Source organism: Kyrpidia spormannii (assembly GCF_002804065.1).
GTDB classification, from domain to species: domain Bacteria; phylum Bacillota; class Bacilli; order Kyrpidiales; family Kyrpidiaceae; genus Kyrpidia; species Kyrpidia spormannii.
On the sequence record NZ_CP024955.1, the window covers coordinates 760470 to 775727 of the forward strand.

12 protein-coding genes are annotated in these 15258 nt (G+C 59.9%); 8 read left to right on the forward strand and 4 right to left on the reverse strand.

Features of this window, described 5'->3' with window-relative positions; genetic code table 11:
• Nucleotides 1-84 precede the first annotated feature (84 nt).
• A complete protein-coding gene (locus CVV65_RS03750; RefSeq protein WP_100667004.1) occupies nt 85-552 on the reverse strand; it encodes a DUF2249 domain-containing protein in 468 nt (155 codons plus the stop codon).
• Between the two features lie 90 nt (nt 553-642).
• On the reverse strand, nt 643-879 hold the full coding sequence (locus CVV65_RS03755) for a DUF2249 domain-containing protein (protein WP_100667005.1): 237 nt from the start codon (nt 877-879) through the stop codon (nt 643-645).
• Between the two features lie 199 nt (nt 880-1078).
• On the opposite strand from CVV65_RS03755, the gene CVV65_RS03760 reads away from it, so the two are divergent.
• From CVV65_RS03760 to CVV65_RS03780, 5 genes are all read left to right on the forward strand, one after another.
• Nucleotides 1079-1516: a GNAT family N-acetyltransferase gene (locus CVV65_RS03760; protein ID WP_232796755.1), complete on the forward strand. Its 438-nt coding sequence runs from the start codon at nt 1079-1081 to the stop codon at nt 1514-1516.
• 22 nt (nt 1517-1538) lie between these two features.
• Complete coding sequence (locus CVV65_RS03765) at nt 1539-1919, forward strand: hypothetical protein (protein ID WP_013074507.1); 381 nt, start codon at nt 1539-1541, stop codon at nt 1917-1919.
• A 165-nt stretch (nt 1920-2084) separates the two neighbouring features.
• Nucleotides 2085-2549 (forward strand): transcriptional regulator NrdR, encoded by a 465-nt coding sequence (gene nrdR / locus CVV65_RS03770; RefSeq protein WP_013074508.1) that lies wholly within the window; start codon nt 2085-2087, stop codon nt 2547-2549.
• Nucleotides 2549-7000 carry an LAGLIDADG family homing endonuclease gene (locus CVV65_RS03775; protein WP_100669150.1) on the forward strand — a complete coding sequence of 1484 codons (4452 nt, stop codon included), beginning with the start codon at nt 2549-2551 and terminating at the stop codon, nt 6998-7000. The genes nrdR and CVV65_RS03775 overlap by 1 nt, the downstream gene beginning before the upstream one ends.
• 95 nt (nt 7001-7095) lie before the next feature.
• The gene (locus tag CVV65_RS03780; protein ID WP_100667006.1) at nt 7096-7746 is read left to right on the forward strand and encodes a response regulator; all 651 of its coding nucleotides are present in this window, start codon (nt 7096-7098) and stop codon (nt 7744-7746) included.
• 20 nt (nt 7747-7766) lie between these two features.
• Here the strand turns inward: CVV65_RS03780 and CVV65_RS03785 are convergent, their stop codons facing one another.
• Nucleotides 7767-8927: an acyltransferase gene (locus CVV65_RS03785; RefSeq protein WP_100667007.1), complete on the reverse strand. Its 1161-nt coding sequence runs from the start codon at nt 8925-8927 to the stop codon at nt 7767-7769.
• A 307-nt stretch (nt 8928-9234) separates the two neighbouring features.
• Here CVV65_RS03785 and CVV65_RS03790 point away from each other — a divergent pair, with 307 nt between their 5' ends.
• The 3 genes from CVV65_RS03790 to CVV65_RS03800 are packed head-to-tail and all read left to right on the forward strand — an operon-like array spanning nt 9235 to nt 13687.
• On the forward strand, nt 9235-11127 hold the full coding sequence (locus tag CVV65_RS03790; protein WP_100667008.1) for a PrkA family serine protein kinase: 1893 nt from the start codon (nt 9235-9237) through the stop codon (nt 11125-11127).
• An 11-nt stretch (nt 11128-11138) separates the two neighbouring features.
• A complete protein-coding gene (gene yhbH / locus CVV65_RS03795; protein ID WP_100667009.1) occupies nt 11139-12296 on the forward strand; it encodes a sporulation protein YhbH in 1158 nt (385 codons plus the stop codon).
• On the forward strand, nt 12293-13687 hold the full coding sequence (locus tag CVV65_RS03800; RefSeq protein ID WP_100667010.1) for a SpoVR family protein: 1395 nt from the start codon (nt 12293-12295) through the stop codon (nt 13685-13687). The genes yhbH and CVV65_RS03800 overlap by 4 nt, the downstream gene beginning before the upstream one ends.
• An 11-nt stretch (nt 13688-13698) precedes the next feature.
• On the opposite strand, the gene CVV65_RS03805 is transcribed toward CVV65_RS03800, so the two are convergent.
• The gene (locus CVV65_RS03805) at nt 13699-15174 is read right to left on the reverse strand and encodes a methyltransferase RsmF C-terminal domain-like protein (RefSeq protein ID WP_198592121.1); all 1476 of its coding nucleotides are present in this window, start codon (nt 15172-15174) and stop codon (nt 13699-13701) included.
• Nucleotides 15175-15258: the final 84 nt, after the last annotated feature.

The following is a 15258-nucleotide window of genomic DNA, read 5'->3' on the forward strand; positions in this document are numbered from 1 at the left end:
TAATGGCACCTCCTCCACTGTTCCGATTTTGGCCCAGGCGGATGGAGTACGTCCCTTACAATCGCCGACTAACAGGCCCCTCCGTCACTGGGCTCGATAAATCTTGACCCGGACTGTTCCACTCTCTTCCTGCTCAATATCGTAGCGATATCCTCGTTCTTCCAGTTCAGGGAGCAGGAAGGCGGGCACTCGCTCATTCCAGATTTCGAGTCCCAGTTCACCGGCTCGGCATTCGGAATGTTGCTCTAAAAAGTTCAGGGTCCGCATCATGGGCTCCGGCGGCTCCAGCCCGCGGTTGTCGAGGCGGAAGAAGGGCCGCTCCGTCTCCTCCCGATAGAACTGCACGATAAAATGCTCTTCGCTTTCTTGGACAACCGTACTCCGATACCCTTGCCGCCCCAGAACTCGGATTAAGGGGTCGGGACGAAAAGTCGCATGCAGTTGGAATACGTCCTCCGGTTCCAGGCAGCTAACCGTTTCCATAATGCGTTCAAAGGGCTCTTGCTTCGCCCGAAGCATGTCCCGGACGTCTAAATCGACAATCCTCCTCATCATCAATCCTCCTCCAGCCCCGAAAAACGGGCGGTCGGGCCCTCGACGAAAGCCGCGGGGGATTCCCGAACCGCTTTGATCCGAGTTTTCTCACCGCTTCCCCAGTTGCACCCTCCACTCCGTCGGGCCTTCTTCAACGTAGTTCCAGTCAAACCGATTCGTTTGTTCTGCCGAGAATTGGTAATAGAGCGGCTTGGGATCGTGATCGTTAATCAGGAGCAGTTGTTCTCCCGGTGGCAGCGCCTCCCAGACGAAAAAGATCGTCCGGTGTTTGTCCGCAGGAGCGAACCGGCGCACATCGAGCACAGCGGCGTAACGGTTTTCCATCCTCTTCCCTCCCGAAAAAATCAGGCTGATGCCTTCATTATTCAGGTTGGCGGGGTTGCACGTCTGTGAGGTGCATCACAGTGGCGCGAAGGCTGTCGTCTAAAGGGACCCGGCCTAGGGGAAGGGAGCGGACGGGACGTCGCGCACGTGGTACAATAAAAGAAGATCTTGGGATGGGGAAGGGATACGCTTGATCCAAGTGATGGTCGTGCGGGATCCGGCAGATAAAGACAAAGCCTTGGCGGTTCGCCGCAAGGTCTTTATTGAAGAGCAAGAAGTACCCGAGGACCTGGAGTTGGACGAGTGGGACGAGGATCCGCGAACGGTTCACATTGTGGTCATCGAGTCGGGCTCCCCGGTGGGGGCGGCCCGGATGATCCCTTATGGGGAGAAGACGATGAAGATCGGTCGCATGGCGGTTTTGCCCGGCCATCGACGGAGGGGGCTGGGGAGCCGGGTCATCGGCATTCTTGAAGAGATTGCCGAACGGGAAGGGCAAAGAACCATCGTTCTGGATGCCCAGGTCCATGCTCGGGGATTCTACGAAAGACTCGGGTACGAGGCCGAGGGAGAAGAGTTTATCGACGCCGGGATTCCCCATATCCGCATGAGAAAGGAACTCCGCGCGCAACGCTAGGGCATCCAAGGGGGGGAGCGGGATGGATGGGTTGTTGTACTGCCGGTGTGAGGGACTGCCGATGTACCGAGGGCGGGATCGGCAGGAGTACGTCTGCCCCCATTGTCGGGCATCGGTACCCCTCTGGCGGGTGGAAGAAGCCATCCTGCACGCTCTCGATGCGGTGCTCAAACAGGAACTGGATTACGGGCGGCTGATCGCTTCGGCCCTGGATCTCGCCGCCCGGAGCGGGGTGGAGGTCGGTAATCTATTTTCCGAAGTGGAAGGGGCCCTCTCTTTGTACCCGGATGATCCGGTAAAGCGGCACCGGTTGATGCGGCTCATGGTCTCCCGGGTGGAATATGTCCCCTACCACGGAACCCTGGAGGTGGCTTTCGAATTCGGAAGCCGGACGGAAGCGTAACGGCGTAACGGGTCGCCTGGGGGCCTGTGGGGCAGCCTGGGCTTTTTTTTTATGGATTTCGTTCTCTTGTGCCCGTTGAGGGAGGAAGGAGAACTCGTTACAATGGGACTTGTCCACCACACTACATATAGTGTTGGATTTGCATGATTTCGAGGGGGAAACACTATGCAGTGTCCCTATTGCGCGCATGGGGATTCAAAGGTGATTGAGAGCCGCACGACCGCCGATGCCGTGCGCCGGCGGCGGGAATGTCTCGCCTGCGGCCGCCGGTTTACGACGTACGAGCGGGTGGAGGTCTCCCCCCTTCAGGTTATCAAAAAAGACGGGATGCGGGAGACTTTTTCCAGGGAGAAACTCCGCCGCGGTCTGCTCAAAGCCTGTGAAAAGCGCCCCATCACCTCGGAAACCATCGATGCTATGGTGGATCGGGTGGAACGGGATTTGCGCCAGGCGTTTGAGCGTGAGGTGACCACGAACCAGATCGGTGAGCGGGTCATGGCTGTCCTCCGGGAGGTCGACCAGGTGGCCTATGTCCGCTTTGCCAGTGTATACCGCGAATTTAAAGACGTGGAGACATTTCTTCGGGAAATTCTTCCGCTCCTGGACAAAGAGAGGGGTCAAGGGTTGTGATGGAACAAAAGGATCGGACCATGCTGCCGTTCACCGAGGAGGACCGCCTCTCACCCACCGGGGAAAGGATTGTGGCAGATCGGTATTTGCTGAAAGACGCGAAAAAGGAGTCGCTGAAACCCGGCAGCCTTGTCGTCGCCGTAATTGACAAAAAGCGGGCCTACCACGAGCTGGGCAAGGTCGTCACCGTCGACCCCTCCCGGCGCACCGCTGTGGTGGAACTTCGGGATGGTCATCGCATTGAGCAGTCTTACGACGACCTCGACGTGCTAAAGGAGCAGTCACCCCGGGAAATGTGGCGGCGAATTGCCAAAGGGGCGGCGGCGGTGACCAAGGACCCGGGACTGTGGGAAGAGCGGTTTTATCAACTGCAGAGCGGATGGAAATATGTCCCCGGCGGGCGCATCAACGCCTCGATGGGCACGGGTTTCCAGACCACCAGTTACAACTGCTTTGTCATCCCCAGTGTCGGCCCCCGGCTGCGAGATTACGCGAAATCCTTTGGCCAGACCTTGGAGATCCAGGCCCGCTCCGGCGGGGTGGGCATGAACCTCTCCCGAATACCTCCCCGGGGCAGTCTCATTCCCGTGTCAAAGGGTCCCCGGCGGTCTCACCTGCAATTGGTGCTGGACGTTTGGCACCCGGACCTCTTTGATTTTCTGCAAGAGTCCTATCCTCACAGCACCAAGGTGGTTCGGGTCAACCGGGCGTTCTTGCAAGCCGTAGAGGACCGGGCCGACTGGACCTTTGTGTTCCCGGATTCCTCTTTCGACGGATACGACGACCTGTGGGACGGGGATTTGGCCAAATGGATGAAACAGGATCTGCCAGTCAAATATGGCACCACGGTACCCGCCCTGACGGTGTACGACAAAATCCTCGAATCCGGCGTGGTGATGACCGAAGAGGTGCTGGGTACTGTATTGGTACCCGGGGATAGCCGGGGTACCATCGCCGAGACCCTGGGGGATATGTGGGAGGAAATGGCCCGGGGCCGCCGGACGGCGGTGATCCTGTCTTCCCTGCGCCCTCGTTACACGTACGTGAAAGGGGTTAACGGGCGGAGTTCCGGGGCGTACTCCTGGGGGATCCTTTACGATAAGGGGAACCAGGTGTTCGGAGATGGTTTTGGCCCAGTGGGGGTCGGGGAAATCATGTCGGTGGGCTGCCAATTGACCCTCCAAGGAGGATCCCGGCGGGGGGCCCTGATGTTGATCCTGAACGACCGCCACGCCGATCTTCACCGGTTCATCCAAGCCAAGCAGGTCGAAGGGGTGATCACCGGGGCCAATGTTTCGGTGGGTATCTCCGAAGAGTTCATGCAGGTGAAACAGCAGGGCGGTGATTGGAGTTTAGGATTTCCCCGGATGGAGGAGATGGACGATTTCGATGGCGACTTCGGCCGCTGGGAGGCTACGGGTCGGGAATTGGTGGTCACCGAGACCCTTCCGGCGGAGGAGTTGTGGGAGGAAATCATCACCTCCGCGTGGAAATCCGCCGAACCCGGCGTGGTTTTCCTCGGGCGCTACAACGCCATGAGCAATAGTTGGTATTATAACCCAATCATCGCCACAAACCCTTGTTTCCACCCGGATACTCGGGTCGCGACGGAATTTGGCTATCTGCGCCTCGAGGACCTCTATCATCGGGTCGGTTCGGCGCCGTTTAAGGTCCTGACGGATGACCGCGTTCATCGCCGGGTCGAAGTGGTCAACGGTCGATCCTACGCGGTGCCCGGGGTGTCGCCACGACCGGCTGTAGTCTTTCCCACGGGACGAAAACAGACGGTGAAGGTGGCGCTGAAAAATGGCATGGAGTTGAAAGTGACGCCGGATCACCGGCTCCTTACATCGGATGGGTGGAAAGAAGCGGGAGAACTGCAGCCCGGCGACTTGGTTCTCATCCAGTCCGGGGAGGGGTTGTTCCCGGAAAAGGATGGCCTAGGACGGGATTGGGGTTGGTTTTTGGGATGGTTGGTCGGCGATGGTTGGATCTCAAAGCGCGGAGATGTCGGGATGGTCTTTGGTCGCGAAGACGCGGAAGTCATTCCGGAGATGATCAGGATCGGCAAGGAGCTATCCGGGGCGGAAGCCAAGGTATTCGAAAGGGAGAATGGGGTTTTTCAAGTTTTCTGGTGGAGAAAGGAATTTCGCGACCGGCTCCTGTCTCTAGGGGTAAAACAGGTCAGGGCCGAGGACAAGAGGGTGCCCGCGGCGGTGTTTGAGGCCTCGAGGGAAACGGTGAGAGCCTTTCTTCAGGCTCTTTTCAGTTCGGATGGCGCGGTTTATGAAAATGACGAACATCACCGCACCGTGCGAATGACCTCGGCTTCAAAAAGCTTACTTCAAGACGTGCAACTTTTGCTATTGAATTTCGGGATACATGGAAAGATATATGATCGACCCAAAAGGAACCAGGCGAAATTCCAGTACCAGACGATTTCCGGTGAATCCCGGGTGTACGAGAGTAAGGGTTTCTACGAACTGATTCTGTCTGGCAACAATGTGGCGGTGTTTGCCGAGAAGATCGGGTTTGCACTCGTGACCCGAAAACAGGAGGCTCTCCAGCGAATCAGTCGGCCTTCTCGAAAACGGGAAAAATTTTATAGCGCCGTAGCGGGGGTGGAGCCAGGGGAGGAAGTGACGGTCTACGACGTCAGTGAACCGGAAACCCACTCCCTGGTGGCTTCGGGCATCGTCGCCCACAACTGCGGGGAACAGGGGCTGCCGGCCTTTGGGATTTGTAACCTCGGCGCCGTGGTGCTGAGCAAATTCACCACCGGCTTTGAGGACAGCGGGGTGGAGGCGACCTTTTCGGATCCCACCAAAGAAGAGTACATCCGCGGGTGGCTCCGCAAACATTTTGACGACGAGCGGGCGGAGTTTTTCCTCCACCACATCCGCTGGGAGGCCCTGGAGGAGACGGTCCGCACCGGTGTGCGCTTTCAAGATGCGGTGATCGATGCCACGTACTATCCGTTTGAGGAAAACCGGGAAAACCAACTGGGCGAGCGGCGGGTGGGCCTCGGCATCATGGGGCTGCACGATCTGCTGATCCACTGCGGCGTGCGCTATGGCAGCGAGGAGTCCACCCGGCTGATCGATGTGCTGATCGGGATGATGGCGGAATGGTCCTACCTGGAGTCGGTGGAACTCGCCAAGGAGAACGGTCCCTTCCCCCGCTTCGACGCCGAGAAGTTCCTGCAGTCCGGGTACATGCGGCACATGGCCGCGGAGAGGCCGCACGTCGTGGAAGCCATTCGCAAATATGGCGTGCGCAACGTGACCACCATGACCATCGCGCCCACGGGGACCACCGGCACGATGGTGGGGTGTTCCACCGGGTGCGAGCCGTACTATGCCTGGTCGTATTTTCGCAATTCCCGTCTGGGGATGTTTGAGGAGAACGCCCAGATTGTCGATGACTATCTCGCCCTTCACCCCGGCGTGGACCGGGAGCACCTCCCGGATTACTTTGTCACGGCCATGGAGTTGACCCCCGAGGAGCACGTGCGGGTGCAGGCGGCATTGCAAAAGTGGATCGACTCCAGCATCTCGAAGACCTGCAACGCGCCGGAATCCTATACCGTCGAGGATACGAAGCAATTGTACGACCTGGCGTACGATCTCGGGTGCAAGGGTGTGACCATCTACCGGGACGGTTCCCGCTCGGAACAGGTCTTGGCCCTGAGCGAGGACAGGCTCAAGAAAGAGGGGGCGGGTGCCGGGGAAGGGGCCCAGACCGGGACGGCGGCGGTGGAAGCGGGTGCCGCGGCGCCTCAGGCGGCGGTCGCGGCGGAGTCGCCGGGGACGGGCCGGCCGAACACGACAAAATATGTCAAACGCAAGCGCCCGGATGTGCTGTACGGGGCGACGTACAAGAAGGAAACGCCCCTCGGCACTGCGTACATCACCATCAACGACGACCCGGAAGACCACCTGGCCCGGGAGATCTTCGTGAACATCGGGAAAGCGGGCAGCGACGTGTACGCGGCGAACGAAGCTTTGGGCCGGGCGATCACCCTGTACCTCATGGACTCGCAAAATCCGGATAAAGAAGCGGTGTTGGTGCGCCACTTCTCGGGGATCGGAGGATATAGCGCCGTGGGGTTCGGGGAGCGACGGATCACCAGCGTCCCCGATGCCATCGCCAAATCCCTGATCGAGCACTCGGAAACTTTTCCCCTCCGCCATGGCGGGGTCTACCATGCGGCCGCATCCCAGGGCGCTCCTGACACCGGCGGGGGTGCAGACGGCAAGGACGCTTCCGGAGATGGACATGGCCGCGGAACAGGCGGTGGGCACGGAGATCATGGCCACGGAAACGGCAACGGGCGTTCCTTGCGGGGTTTCAACATTGGCAAAGACCTGTGTCCGAACTGTCACCGCATGTCTTTGGTGCGTCAGGGCGGGTGTTTTGAATGTGAAGCTTGCGGGTACAGCAAGTGCTGAAACGGGCCGGGCGGCCCGTGCCAAAGGACCACTCGGGCCCCGGTTTTTTGGGGCCCGGGCCGAGGTCGTAGAGCCATCCGGGAGGGGGTGTGGGAATGGGATGCCGAACGTTCATCGTGGACGATAACCGGCGCGCCCGGCAGGCGGTGCGGGCCATTCTCGGAGGGGACTCGTTCTTCGAGGTGGTCGGAGAGGCGGAAAGCGCCCGGGAAGCCTTGGAGCGGATCCCCGGGCTGCACCCGGATCTGGTTCTCATGGACATCCGGATGCCGGGAACGGACGGCATCGCCCTGACCCGCATGCTCAAAGACCGGCTGCCCGAGATCAAGATCGTCATCTTGACCGTGTCCCACGACCCGGCTGATCTGCTGCGGGCGGTGAGGGTGGGGGCTCAGGGGTATCTGGTCAAGAGCCTGGATCCCTCGGATTGGATCAGTTACCTGCGGGCCGTGGCGGACGGCGCTTCTCCCATCTCCGGAGAGGTGGCTGCCCGGCTGGTGACCACCCTCGCTTCCCCGGCTCAGGGGTCTGCGGCAGAGGTGGCCAAACGGCTCACTCCCCGGGAACGGGAGATCCTCGGGTTGATCGCCCGGGGCAGGTCCAACCGGGAGATTGCCGAGGCCCTCACGATTAGTGAGAATACGGTCAAAAACCATTTGAAAAACATCATGGCCAAGCTCGACGTCAAAAATCGCGCCCAGCTGGCGGCCTTGGCGGTTCGGGGGGCCGCACCTCCCGAGGCGTAGTGCCCGTGTGCCCGCGGGATTCAGGAGGAAAGGGATCGCCCGGCGGGGAGGGACCTTCCGTTCCATGGGGCATGTTGTCCGCTGCCGAGCAACCAGCCGAGCACGGGAACGCGGTTCGTCCCGGCCATCAGCAGCCAGGACAAAACCATCGTCATTGCCCACAACAGGGCGGTTTCCGCCCACCAGAAGCGATGGGAGCTGCCGGCAAAGAGGTTTTGCTCCAACAGGAACAGGATCAGGGGATGGCTCAGATAAATGCCGAAGGAGAAGCGGCCCACGGCGTGAACCCATCCCCCTTCCCGTCCGTGTTCCCGTTTCCACCTGCCAGTCAGATACAGCGCCATGGACACGGCGATGCCATAAAATACATAAGACGGCTGCATGATGTTTACGGCCCCTGCATAGGACCATCCCGATTTTAAGCGCACCACAAAGACGGTCCCGACGTAGAGGGCTGCGATGCCCGCGGCGATCCAACCCAGCCACACGCTCCTGCGGGCGAGGCGCCGGCCCGGACCGGCCAGGGCCACCGCGGCGCCGAGGGCGGATCCGAACAGAAAATACACGAAATAGTAGGCGAGAAACCGGTCCCGATATAAAAACCACTTGGCTGAACTGGTGTAATGAAGGGTCCAGTGAAAGTCCACGTATAACAAGACAAGGCCGGCCGCCGCGAGGAGGATCGTCCATCCTTGGCGCCGGGCCGGGGCCAGTCCCTGAAACCAGCGAATCCACCAGGGAAAGAGCAAGTAAAACTGAAGGGTCAGCACGATGTAATACAGGTGATACATGGCGCCTCCGGTGAGCAGCGCTTCGATCACCGCCCAGGCATTTCGAACATCGATCCCCGTTCCGCCACCCAGGGCCGGCAGGACCGTCAGGTAAATGGCACTCCACACCAGATACGGAACCACCACCGATTGGACCCGGCGGTTCAGAAACGGCCCGGGTTCCACCGTTCTTCCCCAATACTGGTATGTCAGGACGAACCCGGTGATCACCATAAAGATCTGCCGGGCAAACCGCAGGGATGCCACGGAAGCCATGGGCAAAAAGGGATCTCCCCCGGCTCCGGGGACGACCGCGACGGCGTATCCCAGAACGTGCAGAAGCACCACCACGCCCATGGCGGCTCCCCGCATCCACGTGACTTCCTCGAGATTCGGTTTGCGCTTCGCCACTGCTCTCCCTTCTTTCCTCACTTTTTCCGTTCCGGCTTCCCTGTGTCATTGTCCTCCATTGTACCAGAACAATGTCAAGGACCTGTGGAGGAGCTCTGGAGAGCCCATGGACTTGCCGGGTTAAAAACCCCCTGCCCCGGGCATGATAATTCGACTGCCCAGGTCTACCTCCGGGTATCCGGGTCCATACTGAGACTGAGACGAGATTCTGAACGAGGTGCGGCTCCGGGAACACACTGCAGCCATCATCGTAGAAAGGACCTTGACACCCAAGGAGAGGGGGCCGCCCGACAGGGGAGGTTGGATCATGGGGATTCTCCAACTCATTGAGGATTTTCACGAAGAGGAGCAGCGGCTGAATTGGGAGGGGTCTTTTGCCGAGTACCTGGAGCTCGTGGAAAAGAACCCGCATCTGGCTCAAACCGCCCACGCCCGGATTTACAACATGATTGTAGATGCCGGGGTGGAGAAGGAGGAGGGGCGCACCCGGTACCACTTTTTTGACCGGGAACTGTTCGGACTGGAAGAGACCATCGAACGTCTGGTGGAGGAATATTTTCATTCCGCCGCCAGGCGCCTGGACGTCCGCAAACGGGTGCTTCTTCTCATGGGGCCGGTGAGTGGGGGCAAATCCACCATCGTGACTCTCCTCAAACGCGGCCTGGAGGCGTACACCCGCACCGATCGCGGCGCCGTGTACGCCATCAAGGACTGTCCCATGCACGAAGACCCGTTGCATCTGGTGCCCGATTCCTTGCGCCCGCAGTTCGAGCGGGAGTTCGGCATCCGGGTGGAGGGGCACCTGTGTCCGGTGTGCCGCCTGAATCTCCGGGAGCGGTACGGCGGCCGGGTGGATCAGGTCCGGGTCAAGCGGGTGCTATTTTCCGAAGACGATCGGGTGGGGATCGGAACCTTCAGCCCCTCGGACCCCAAGAGCCAAGATATCGCCGATTTGACCGGAAGCATCGATTTTTCCACCATTGCGGAGTACGGGTCGGAGTCGGACCCCCGGGCCTATCGGTTCGACGGGGAGCTGAACAAGGCGAACCGTGGGCTCATGGAATTCCAGGAAATGCTCAAATGCGATGAAAAATTCCTCTGGAACTTGTTGTCCCTCACCCAGGAAGGAAATTTCAAAGCTGGGCGCTTCGCCCTCATTTCAGCCGACGAATTGATCGTGGCCCACACCAACGAGACCGAGTACCGGTCCTTTATCAACAACAAAAAGAACGAGGCGCTCCACTCCCGCATCATTGTCATGCCGGTGCCCTATAACCTCAAAGTCGGCGCCGAAGTGAAGATTTATGAGAAATTGATCGAACAAAGCGACGTCAAGGGCGTCCACATCGCCCCTTATGCGCTTCGGGCGGCCGCCATGTTTTCGGTGCTGACCCGTTTGAAGGAAACGAGCAAACCCATCAGCTTGGTGGAAAAAATGCGGCTGTACGACGGGGAAGATGTGGAAGGGTACAGCGAGGCGGACGTGAAAGAGCTCAAACAGGAGCATCCCGATGAGGGCATGAGCGGCATCGATCCCCGGTACGTGATCAACCGCATCTCCAGCGCCCTGATTCGCCAGGAGACTTCCTGCATCAACGCCTTGCACGTGCTTCGGGCGCTCAAAGAAGGTCTGGACACCCACCCGAGCATTTCTAAAGAGGACCGGGAGCGTTACCTGCACCTGTTGTCCCTGGCCCGGAAAGAGTACGATGAAATGGCCAAAAACGAGGTCCAAAAGGCCTTCGTTTATTCCTTTGAGGAGCAGGCGAAGGTGTTGCTGAACAACTATCTCGACCACATCGAAGCCTATTGTCACCTCAAAAAGCTCGTGGATCCCCTGACCGGTGAAGAAGTGGAACCCGATGAGAACTTGATGCGTTCCATCGAGGAGCAGATCGGGGTGTCGGAAACGGCGAAAAAACCTTTCCGGGAAGAAATTCTCATTCGGATTTCCAGCTATGCCCGAAAGGGCAAGACCTTTGATTACCGGTCCCACGACCGCCTCCGGGAAGCGATCGAAAAGAAACTGTTCGCCGACCTGAAAGATGTTATCAAAATCACCACCACCAGTGCGGTGCCGGATGAGCAGCAACTCAAGAGGATCAACGAGGTCACCCGCCGGCTGATCGACGAACACGGATATTGCCCGGTGTGTGCGAATGAACTTCTCCGCTACACCGGAAGTCTGCTGAATCGCTAGGAGGCGGGATCATGACGGAACCGTTGTTCATCCTCTCCCAGGAAGATTGGTCTTTGCACCGCAAGGGGTACGATGATCAACGCCGGCATCGGGAGAAGGTCCGGGAGGCCATTCGCCGGCACTTGTCAGATCTGATCGCCGATGAGAGTATCGTCTTCAGCGATGGTAAACAGGTGATCAAACTGCCCATTCGGACCCTTGATGAATACCGTTTCCGATTTAATGAAAACAAAGGGAAGCAGGTGGGGGCCGGGAAAGGGAGCAGCCGGGTGGGAGACGTTCTGGGGAAGGCGGGGGATCCAGTCCAGGCCGGGGGGATGGGCCAAGGGGCCGGGGACGCCCCGGGCATGGACTATTACGAGGCCCAGGTGGAATTGGAAGAGATCGAGGAGATGGTGTTTGCGGACTGGCGACTGCCAAATCTGCAGAAAAAAGAAGAGGTGCAAAGTTCTGCAGATGGTCTGGCCTGGACGGATGTCCGCCCCAAGGGCCTCACCGGCAACTTGGATAAGCGCCGTACCTTGCTGACCCACCTGAAACGAAACGGCTTGCGAGGGGACCGGGGGCTGGGCCGCATCCGGGAGGACGATCTGCGCTACAAAGTCTGGGAAGACCACCCGGCCCCGGACAGCCGGGCGGTGATCTTCGCCTTGATGGATACCTCGGGGTCGATGGGGGAGTTTGAAAAATACGTGGCGCGCACGCTGTTTTTCTGGATGACCCGGTTCTTGCGCCGGCAGTACAGCCACGTGGCCATCGAGTTTATCGCCCACCACACCGAGGCCAAACGGGTGACTGAGGAAGAATTTTTTACCCGGGGCGAGAATGGCGGTACCAGTTGTTCCAGCGCTTACCGCCTGGCCTTGGATTTGGTTCGGGAGGAGTACCCGCCGAGTCGATACAACATCTACAGCTACCATGTTTCCGACGGGGATAACCTGCCGTCGGACAACGACCCGTGCCTGGCGGGGATCAATGAACTGTTGAACGTCGCCTGCGCCGTGGGCTTCGCCGAGGTCAATCCGTACAATCGCCCGTCCCTTTTGATCAGCCAGCTGCAACGGCTGCAACACCCCTTTTTCCGCATGGCGCGCATCCGCCAGCGGGGTGACATCCTCGGGGCACTGAGCGACTTTTTCCGCCCGGACGGCAGGGAGGCGGTTTCATGAGTCTTTCGGCCCTGGAGAGGTCTCGTTTGGAGACGGCCATCGAGCGGATCACCGAGACGGCCCTAAACCTCGGCCTTCAGCCCTTTCCCATGCGGTACGAAATCACCCCGGTGGATGTGCTCTACACCATCGGAGCCTACGGGATGCCCACGCGGTTTTCCCACTGGAGTTTCGGAAAAGCGTTTTACCGCATGAAAATGCAGTACGATCTCGGCCTGAGCAAGATTTATGAGCTGGTGATCAACACCAATCCATGTTACGCCTTTCTCCTGGATACCAATACGTTGGTTCAAAATGAGCTGATCGTCGCCCACGTGCTGGGACACAGTGATTTTTTCAGGAATAACGCGTATTTTCAGCGCACTCCCCGGGATATGGTCGACCGCATGGCCGCGGCGGCAGACCGGATTCGACAATATGAGCGGGAGTTCGGGACAGAGGCGGTGGAATCCTTCCTGGATGCGGCCCTGGCGATCCAGGAGCACATCGACCCGTCACATTTTTCAAATCCCGGTCAGGAGAAGGACCTGTCCGAAGGGACGAAAGGGCCGGGTCCCTACGATGACCTGTGGGCCCTGGACCGGGAGCCGATGGTCGATGAAAAGGAAGAGGCCCTTCGCACCGTGATGCGTCAGATCAAGGAAAGAGCAGATGCCCGAAAGCGAGGAAAGCGCCCGGAAAAAGACTTGTTGATGTTTTTGATGGACAACAGCCCCGTCCTTGAGGATTGGCAACGGGATGTGCTCACCATCGTCCGCCAGGAGATGCTTTATTTTTGGCCCCAACTGGAGACGAAAATCATCAACGAAGGTTGGGCGACGTTCTGGCATTTGCGGATCATGCGGGAGTTCGACCTGGATCCCGCAGAGAGCTTCGAGTTCGCCAAACTTCACGCCGGGGTCGTGGCCCCTTCGCCGGTTCAGGTGAACCCCTACGCCGTGGGCCTGGCGATCCTGGAGGACATCGACAATCGGCTCGGCCGGGAGGCGCTGTTCGAGGTCCGAGAGATTGAATCCGACCAGAGTCTGCTGCGCAACTATCTGACCAAAGAGATCGTCGACCGGCTGGACCTGTACCTTTATCAACGGGTGGGCTCGGAGTACCGGGTGGTGGACAAAGACTGGGAAGCGGTGCGGGATCGGCTGATAACCGCCCGGAACAACGGAGGGTTTCCGTACATCGTAGTGATGGACGGAGATCATGAGAATCGGGGAGAATTGTACCTGCGCCATGAATTCGAAGGCGCGGAATTGGATCTCAAATACGTGGAAAAGACGCTGCCCTATGTCCATGCCTTATGGGGTCGACCGGTCCATTTGGAGACGGTGGTGGACGGCCTGCGGGTGCAGTTCACGTGTCAAGAGGACAGAGTCACCCGCAGGTTTCTCTAAACGGGTGGCGGCTAAAGGCTGCCCGATTGTCCGTCGGCTCCGCCGTCCTCTGGGTCGTCCAATTCCCGGTCGGTGCTGAGGTCGCGGCGCAGGCCCTTCGGATAATGATTCTTCAGTTGGCCGGCGGAGATTTTGCCCCATCCCAAAGGGAAGCCGTCCACTCCCACCCGTACCCATCCCGGCTCTGCGCCGGGTGGGGCGGGCAGAGAGCGGCCTTTCAGCCACTCGACCACCTCCGGGGTGTTCGCGGGCCAGGTGATGGCCCGGGGGGACTCTTCAAAGGGAAGGGACATGGCCAGACTGTGGGCGGGGAGAAAGGTGGCGCCCCGAACCGCCCCCCAGGCTACGCCCTTGGCCATGATGCGCACACCGTCCAAACTGCCCAGACGAGGCAAATCTTCAGGCAGGGCAATCCAGGTGTCCCCCCGCTGTTCCCACAGGGCCGGCAGGGAGATTTCCGGCAACTGGCGGCGAATGGCCGCCGCGGCCCGATCGGGAAGCCGGGAAGTCTTCAGACTCCGCCCGATCCGGGGCCCTGTCTGCCCCCGACCTGCGCCCTGGGGACGGGCGTCTTCGGCCCGCTCCAAGAGTGCGTAAAAATGCCCATCAGCCGGTGTTCGGTGAGGCCATAGGCGACAACACCGGGACAACTCCTCGTTGCCGTCCGCCCACTCCGGGCGCCCCGGGCTAGAGCCCGGCAACTCGGCGGGGACCAGGTGAAAATCCCTTCGTTCCCGGAGAAACCGGGCGATGACCTGTTCATTTTCTTCCGGCGCAAAGGTGCAGGTCGCGTAAAGCAATCGTCCTCCCGGCCGGACGAAATCTGCGGCCACCGAGAGGATATGCTGCCCGCGCTCGGCGTTGCGGGTGATCCGCCGGAGGCTCCAGGCCTCGGCCACGGACGGATCTTTGCGAAACATACTCTCTCCGGTGCACGGGGCGTCGAGGAGCACCCGGTCGAAGAGGCCGGCAAACCGGAGGAGCGCCTCGGGCTGTTCCTGGGTGATGAGAGCGTTCGTGACGCCCAGCCGTTCGAGATTCTGCGCCAGGACCCGACAGCGCCTCGGGTGTGGCTCATTGGCCACGAGAAGGCCGCGGTTCTCCATCCGGGCGGCGAGATGGGACGATTTTCCTCCCGGTGCCGCAGCCAGGTCGAGAACCCACTCCCCGGGTTGGGGAGCCAGCAGTACCGCTGCGGCCATGGCGGCCGGTTCTTGGATATAGTAAACCCCGGCATCGTACCACGGGTGAAGCCCCGGCCGATCCGGGTGGTGGTACAAGAAGCCTTCCGGAGCCCAGGGAACCGGGGCAAGGGAGAAAGGGGAACGCCTCGCCAGGGCGTCCGGTCTGGCCCGGAGAGTGTTCACCCTGAGGCCCCGGGATCGGGGCCGGCGCAGGGCTTCAAAAAAATCCTCGGCTTCGGGGCCGAGTAATTCTCGCATGCGATGGACGAAGAGGTCGGGCAAGGCAACCACAAAGCGTTCCATGTCTCGGCTCCTTTTCTCGGCGTGCCGCCGTTTGGCCGGATTGGCCGCTTCAACTATAATAAGCATATCGAGGCCGGTTCAGGC

What these genes read in the sequence shown, in the direction of transcription:
- CVV65_RS03775 (WP_100669150.1), top strand. Translation starts at nt 2,549, where the DNA reads ATGGAACAAAAGGATCGGACCATGCTGCCGTTCACCGAGGAGGACCGC.
- CVV65_RS03765 (WP_013074507.1), top strand. Translation starts at nt 1,539, where the DNA reads ATGGATGGGTTGTTGTACTGCCGGTGTGAGGGACTGCCGATGTACCGA.
- CVV65_RS03750 (WP_100667004.1), bottom strand. Translation starts at nt 552, where the DNA reads ATGAGGAGGATTGTCGATTTAGACGTCCGGGACATGCTTCGGGCGAAG.
- CVV65_RS03800 (WP_100667010.1), top strand. Translation starts at nt 12,293, where the DNA reads ATGAGTCTTTCGGCCCTGGAGAGGTCTCGTTTGGAGACGGCCATCGAG.
- CVV65_RS03780 (WP_100667006.1), top strand. Translation starts at nt 7,096, where the DNA reads ATGGGATGCCGAACGTTCATCGTGGACGATAACCGGCGCGCCCGGCAG.
- CVV65_RS03790 (WP_100667008.1), top strand. Translation starts at nt 9,235, where the DNA reads ATGGGGATTCTCCAACTCATTGAGGATTTTCACGAAGAGGAGCAGCGG.
- yhbH (WP_100667009.1), top strand. Translation starts at nt 11,139, where the DNA reads ATGACGGAACCGTTGTTCATCCTCTCCCAGGAAGATTGGTCTTTGCAC.
- CVV65_RS03805 (WP_198592121.1), bottom strand. Translation starts at nt 15,174, where the DNA reads ATGGAACGCTTTGTGGTTGCCTTGCCCGACCTCTTCGTCCATCGCATG.
- nrdR (WP_013074508.1), top strand. Translation starts at nt 2,085, where the DNA reads ATGCAGTGTCCCTATTGCGCGCATGGGGATTCAAAGGTGATTGAGAGC.
- CVV65_RS03755 (WP_100667005.1), bottom strand. Translation starts at nt 879, where the DNA reads ATGGAAAACCGTTACGCCGCTGTGCTCGATGTGCGCCGGTTCGCTCCT.